The organism is Pseudomonas sp. B392_1p (assembly GCF_052245235.1).
GTDB lineage: Bacteria > Pseudomonadota > Gammaproteobacteria > Pseudomonadales > Pseudomonadaceae > Serpens > Serpens gallinarum.
In genome coordinates this window covers 189,501-195,758 of record NZ_JBQPXM010000009.1, presented here as the reverse complement: position 1 = coordinate 195,758, position 6,258 = coordinate 189,501, and the positions used below count along the sequence as shown (strand labels likewise).

At 56.2% G+C, this 6,258-nt stretch carries 5 protein-coding genes and 1 rRNA gene; all 6 read left to right on the top strand.

Translation table 11 applies throughout. From position 1 onward, the window contains the following. Positions 1-204: 204 nt before the first annotated feature. The 6 genes from rrf to ACTV8E_RS14370 all read left to right on the top strand — a co-directional run bounded on the left by rrf (position 205) and on the right by ACTV8E_RS14370 (position 6,255). Positions 205-320 (top strand): 5S ribosomal RNA (gene rrf / locus ACTV8E_RS14395). A 256-nt stretch (positions 321-576) separates the two neighbouring features. Then, positions 577-1,674, top strand: coding sequence for a hypothetical protein (locus tag ACTV8E_RS14390; protein ID WP_251837029.1), 1,098 nt, complete (start codon positions 577-579; stop codon positions 1,672-1,674). 1 nt (position 1,675) lies between these two features. Further along, positions 1,676-3,232, top strand: coding sequence for a hypothetical protein (locus ACTV8E_RS14385; protein WP_443199917.1), 1,557 nt, complete (start codon positions 1,676-1,678; stop codon positions 3,230-3,232). A 9-nt stretch (positions 3,233-3,241) separates the two neighbouring features. Beyond that, positions 3,242-3,739 carry a DUF6160 family protein gene (locus tag ACTV8E_RS14380; protein WP_251837027.1) on the top strand — a complete coding sequence of 166 codons (498 nt, stop codon included), beginning with the start codon at positions 3,242-3,244 and terminating at the stop codon, positions 3,737-3,739. Positions 3,740-3,892: 153 nt separating this feature from the next. Then, the gene (locus tag ACTV8E_RS14375) at positions 3,893-5,440 is read left to right on the top strand and encodes a 2-isopropylmalate synthase (protein ID WP_443199916.1); all 1,548 of its coding nucleotides are present in this window, start codon (positions 3,893-3,895) and stop codon (positions 5,438-5,440) included. Further along, the gene (locus ACTV8E_RS14370; protein WP_443199915.1) at positions 5,437-6,255 is read left to right on the top strand and encodes an energy transducer TonB; all 819 of its coding nucleotides are present in this window, start codon (positions 5,437-5,439) and stop codon (positions 6,253-6,255) included. The genes ACTV8E_RS14375 and ACTV8E_RS14370 overlap by 4 nt, the downstream gene beginning before the upstream one ends. The last annotated feature ends 3 nt before the right edge of the window (positions 6,256-6,258 follow it).

The following is a 6,258-nucleotide window of genomic DNA, read 5'->3' as shown; positions in this document are numbered from 1 at the left end:
AAGCGTTGTGAGGCGTTGAGCTAACCTGTACTAATTGCCCGTGAGGCTTGACCATATAACACCCAAACAATCTGCTGCACAGCAGACGGTGTTGAAGGTGAAGTCGACAAACCGAAAATTCGGCGAACCGCAAACCACTACCGATACCGCTATCACATACCGAATCTGGAGCCGCGCGCGAACCGCGAGGCCCCGAAAGAATTGCTTGACGACCATAGAGAGTTGGAACCACCTGATCCCATCCCGAACTCAGCAGTGAAACGACTCTTCGCCGATGGTAGTGTGGGGTTTCCCCATGTGAGAGTAGGTCATCGTCAAGCGCCTAAACCCAAAACCCCAATCCGCGCACGCGGGTTGGGGTTTTGTCTGTGCGCGCGGAAAAACGTGCGTAAGCGCTCCCTCTCGAGGATAAGCGTGTGAGGGCGGTGTTACGCATAGGGTGGCCTTGGTAACAGTGAAGAACTCGAAGGCTGAACAAGTCAGTCAGTACACGACTATGGGTTGGTCTGTTTTAAGGGCGCAGCTACCTATAGTCAGTAGCCGTAAGAGTCTGCTGGCTATCACAAGGAAGAGTCCATGCGCCCCCTCACTTCACCCGGCAAACGCCTTCTAGCTCTGCTTTGCGGTTGTGTTTTCAGCGCTGCCAGTTTGGCTGCTTTGAAGCCAATGGATGACCAGGAATTGTCGGCTATCTCCGGCCAGGCGCTGATCACCATGGATGCGCTGACCTACAGCGGATTTCAGTTCACTCGGATCAACCTGGGCGCCGAAATCGATGTGCTGACCAATATGGAAGAGCTGCGCATGGGAGACTTCGACCGTGCAGGCCTTCCCGGTCTGGCGTCCAACCAGTCAGCAGACATCCTGATCAATAATTTTGCCTTGGGCAGGGTGCGCAACGCCAATACGCCTAACGCAACCATCGAGGCATTCAAGGTTTTAGACCCCTACATCGAGTTCGCCTTCAAATCGAATGCGCAGGGCGTACGCGAAGTTGCAGGTTTGCGGTTAGGTTTCGGTCGCTCCATGGGCTACCTGTCGGGTGACATCTTGTCGTTGACTGGAAAAATGGAAGGCAAGATTTACGGACCTGCCTCCATCGCTTATCAGTTCTATCGAGAAACTGCCGGTTGCGGCATTGCCAACCTGATCAACTGTACGGCGCTGCTGCTAGCGGGTGACACGGAAGTGTACGCTGGTGTGGAGCTGTTGCAGAACGGCACGGGCTTTACCACCATTGATGGGGTTAATATCAACCGTGCTACGCATATCGGTGTTCCAGCCGGTGGATCCCTGCTGACGGATGAGACGGGCTTGATCGCTGCGCTGATCCCGACCTTGTCAAAGGTAACCGATTGTGCTGCCTTGGGCTTGATCACCTGCTTTCCCATTGCTAACTACAAATCTATCTACGTAGGTGATCCGACCAAAAGCAATATTCAGGAAGGTGGTGCGGCTGGGATTTTCTTTTCCCTGCAAAATCAAAACGTGCCTTGGCAAGATTTGGCCAATGCGGGCAAATTTGTCGAGACGCAGCGTGGTGCCTTTGCCAACTTTGCCAAGACGGGAGAGGGTGCCAATGCGGTATACCCCTTCCTGTTGAATCTATACGACGCCTTGCGAGGTACGGCTCGTGAGCCGACTTGTATCGGTGCGCTAGGGGCGGGGTGCTGAGATGACAGGGCGCGCGCTGTGGTTGGCCGTATTGATCTTATCAGGCGGTACCTGTTGGGCGATGCAGCCGCTTGACGACGAGCAGATGGGCGACGTCAGTGGAGCAGGTATCGGTTTTTTTCTGGGTGACTTTCTTTATGATCAATCCACTGCGAATGCACGAATCATTGGCATAAAGGATTCCCAAAACAACCCTGTGACGATCGAGTTGGAAAAGCTCTATGTCAAAGGTGCCAACAGTCAGCGTGGAGCTCTCGATATTCCGGCTGTGGTTGGTACTCCCCTGCACCCATTCACATTGAACGTTGTAGATTCCTCCCCCACGTTACCTGCGGGTACGCATGCTCTTCAGCTGCAAACCCCGACCTGGACAGATCCTCTCAATGATACGCACAAGTATGGTTTGTGGGCCTATTACCAAGGCTGCCTTTATGGAGAGGCCAACTGTACGAACCCGGATCTTGCCGTAGCGAAAATCGACGGTCAGCTGAGTGTGATGAATGATCAGAGTCAGCATCTGCATCTGAGGCATCTGAGTGGCGGAGGCTGGCTTGCGTTAAAGCAGGGCATCGATGCAGATATGCTGACCGTTCAAGCACGGCAGAATACTGTGGACATCAAGAATAACGAATATGTCGCAGCCAGAACGAACATGAGTAATCTGCATGCGGCAGCTCGAAATACCGGGACGTATCCGAAGCCCAATTTGGGCGAGAAGTACTGGTGCGGTGATGTCTGTTCAAGTTTGCTGGTGCCCGATGTCCGCGCCTACAACGCATCGGTAGATGCTTTCACCGCTAAAAGCGGAGAGTTAATGACTGCGCAGCAGGCTGTTGGCGAAGCCTGGAAGACACTTCGAAACGGCTGGAGCTTGGCTGAACGTATTGGTGATTACAACGAATACAGCTCCCTGTGCGGTGTGCCGACGTCGACCACTTATATGTGCTCGGGGGGGCGGATAGGGAAGGCACAGGGGGATCGCGTCAGCCTGGTTATGGTCTCGACCTCGCTCAAGAATGGCGAGACACGGGTAAAGGGCATGGATATCGGTTTCGGATCGACATTCAATGTGGCCTCTACTGCATGGAGCGGCAGCAGCAACGCCGGCATAAGAGGGGCCACGACGACCCGCAGCGATTATTTCGGCCTCGATATCGAGGGTTTCACCTTGCACGGCTCGTACCTGAATATTTGGGGCGATGCAGAGGGTTTAGCAGGGGAAATCAGCCTTCAACTGTATGCAGACAAAGTAATTGCCAGTGCCTGCCGCAACTGTACAGACCTGAATCGGCTGGTGGCTAAGAACGTCTATTTCGATATCAATATCGGGCACGGCAAGCTGCAGCCGCTGCATTTCAGTGTGTTTTCCGATGGTGAGTTGCGCTTTAAATTGCCAGCGGTTACCTGGGCCAATCATCAGGAATTTTATGCCCAAGTACCCAAGAGCAACATCAGCGTCGGTAATGTAAGTCTGAGTGGCGTTAATGTGGGGGCACAGGCTATTCGAGGTTTGCGTCTCGACTATCTGGAAATGCGCACGGTTAACTTGCCGCGCTGAGGAGCCATCATGCATCGAATATTTGCCAGCATTCTGTTGGGCTGCTCTTCATTGATGGCATGGGCCGACCTGCGCCCCTTGGCGGAAGAGGAGTTGGGTGCAGTCACGGGCCAGGATGGCATCACTCTCAGCGCTTCGGTGACCTTTAATCCCAATCCAGACTTGACGCGTTGTGCAGGAGGCTGTGGAGCGCGTATTGCCATTAATCCTGGGCGAAGTGCGGGATTTATTATCATTGATAACATCAAAGGCACGTTCAGCTTCGATGGAGTTACGCTGGACATCGTCAAGATTGACAGCGGGTTCAATGGCGAAGGAGCACAGTTCAATAGCGAAGCATTGAGGGTTGGGTTGCGCGAGGCGCGCTTTACCAATGCGCAATACTCCCTTTCGGGTGCCAACCAGGCGAGTCAGGGGCCCGGCCTGCAGCAGCATGATCTCTTTACCTACCAGATCGATGGTGCGGTTCGTATGCAGGGCAACCTGTATATCTTCGCCTCCCCCTAATTTCCAGCACGTTTGCCGTTCTGCGGATGGCAAGCGTCTCCTGCTGCTTTCCCCAGGCCGCCTTTCGGGCCACAATTCACCGCATTGGATGCGCTGCGGTGTTGCCGCGACGTATCGCTTGAGTTCTGGGCGAGCTGGCCGCGAGGAGTGGACATGAGCAGCAATGACCGCGTGATAATTTTCGATACCACCTTGCGTGATGGCGAGCAGAGCCCCGGTGCGTCGATGACCGGGGAAGAGAAACTGCGCATTGCAAAGGCACTGGAACGGTTGCGTGTCGATGTGATTGAAGCGGGCTTTGCGATTGCCAGTCCCGGGGATTTCGCAGCGGTCAAGACGATTGCCGACACTATCCAGGACAGTACGGTGTGCAGCCTGGCCCGCGCGGTCGATGCCGATATTGAGCGCGCGGCGGAAGCGCTTAAGGGTGCCAATTCCGGCCGGATTCACACCTTTATCGCTACTAGCCCGATTCACATGCAATACAAGCTGCGCATGCAGCCTGACCAGGTGGTCGAGCAGGCGGTGCGAGCGGTGACGAAGGCTCGTAACCTGTGTGCCGACGTAGAGTTCTCCTGCGAAGATGCCGGGCGTTCAGATATCGATTTTCTGTGCCGCATCGTTGAAGCGGCAATCGATGCGGGGGCGCGCACCATCAATATTCCGGACACTGTCGGCTATGCAATCCCCCACCAATATGGTGAGCTGATTGCCCAGTTGCTGACGCGCATTCCCAATGCCGATAAGGCAGTCTTCTCGGTGCATTGCCACAACGACCTGGGGTTGGCAGTGGCCAACTCGCTGGCCGCCGTGGTGGCGGGTGCGCGTCAGGTGGAATGCACCATCAACGGCTTGGGAGAGCGGGCCGGCAATGCCGCCTTGGAAGAAATCGTCATGGCGATCAAGACTCGCCAGGATCTTCTCGGTGTACATACGCGTATTGAAACAGAGCATATCCTCAGTGCCTCGCGGCTGGTGTCCGGAATTACCGGCTTTCCGGTACAGCCGAACAAGGCCATTGTCGGTGCGAATGCGTTCGCCCACGAATCGGGCATCCACCAGGATGGCGTGCTCAAGCATCGCGAAACCTATGAAATCATGTCGGCGCAATCGGTCGGCTGGAATGCCAACAAGATGGTCATGGGCAAGCACTCCGGTCGTGCTGCCTTCCGCTCTCGCCTGGACGAGCTCGGCATCGCGCTGGCGGAGGATGAATTGAATGCAGCGTTTGCCCGTTTCAAAGATCTGGCTGACAAGAAACATGAAATCTTCGACGAGGATTTGCAGGCGCTGGTGACCGATACCCTGACTGAGGAAACGCCCGAGCACTACAAGCTAACCAGTCTGGAAGTGACCAGCAAGACCGGCCAAGTGCCGCAAGCCAGGCTCATGCTGGCGGTCGACGGGCATGAGCAGGCAGCCAGTGCCCAGGGCTCAGGCCCAGTTGATGCGACGTTCAAGGCGATCGAAAGCATTGCGGGGTCGCAGGCCACGCTGCAACTGTATTCCGTCAATGCGATCACTCAGGGCACTGACTCCCAAGGAGAAGTCACGGTGCGTCTTGAAAAAGGTGGGCGCATTGTCAATGGCAATGGTGCCGATACCGATATCGTGGTGGCGTCTGCCAAGGCTTATCTCAATGCCTTGAACTTGATGCAGGCCAGTGTGCTGCGCGCTCATCCGCAGGTGGAAGGGATTTGATCAGCGAGAGTGGCCGCCGCGCCTATCTAAATGCCATGCAGATCGACACGTGGCTGCCGCGCGTGGATTTGCCCCATGCTGCACCCTCGAACTCGGCCGTGCTGGCAGTGCTTCCGGTCGCCAAGGCCGAAGTACGAGCTGCGCCTGTGCCATCATCTGGGCGTGATAAGCAGGTTGCCGCCCCTGTGCAGGGAGCGAAACTCCCTACCAATAACGGCCCACAGTCTGTGCAGCAGTTGCGCGAGAGCATCCGGCCACCAGTTGCCTCGGCGGGTGTGGAAGCAGCGGCCTCGCCCCAAACACCTGTAGCACCTGCGCCTGTGGCGGTTGCGCCACCCCGGTTTTCCTTGCAGTTGTTACGTGCCGGCAATTGTTTGCTGCTGGTTGAATTACCCACAGGCGAAGCTTTCCAGAGCCGCGACCCGGCTTATCTGCTGTTGCGTGATTTGCTGCGCGCCGCTGGCCTCCCTGACAGCCCACGGTTAGTTGGCGAGCCAGTGCGCTGGCCTTTGCTGATGCGCGGACAGTTGGAGCAAGGTCCCGACGAAGCGCGCGATTTCGTGCAGAGCTTCATCGCGGCCCGAATGGCTGAAGATGAACAGCCCTGCGCGTGCCTGTGGCTGATCGGTGCCCCGGCTCTGCGCTTTGCTGGCGAAGTCGATGAGCATGCATTCCACCGTGAATTACAGATCGAAGGCTTGGGGGCTGCCTGGACGATGCCTGGACTCGAGTTGCTGATGGACGAACCTGTACGCAAGCGTGAGCTTTGGCACTCAATGCGCAGAGTGATGCGACGTTGGCACGTTGTGCATTGAACC

Coding starts and splice junctions, on each gene's coding strand:
- ACTV8E_RS14390 (WP_251837029.1), top strand. CDS start 577: ATGCGCCCCCTCACTTCACCCGGCAAACGCCTTCTAGCTCTGCTTTGC.
- ACTV8E_RS14385 (WP_443199917.1), top strand. CDS start 1,676: ATGACAGGGCGCGCGCTGTGGTTGGCCGTATTGATCTTATCAGGCGGT.
- ACTV8E_RS14380 (WP_251837027.1), top strand. CDS start 3,242: ATGCATCGAATATTTGCCAGCATTCTGTTGGGCTGCTCTTCATTGATG.
- ACTV8E_RS14375 (WP_443199916.1), top strand. CDS start 3,893: ATGAGCAGCAATGACCGCGTGATAATTTTCGATACCACCTTGCGTGAT.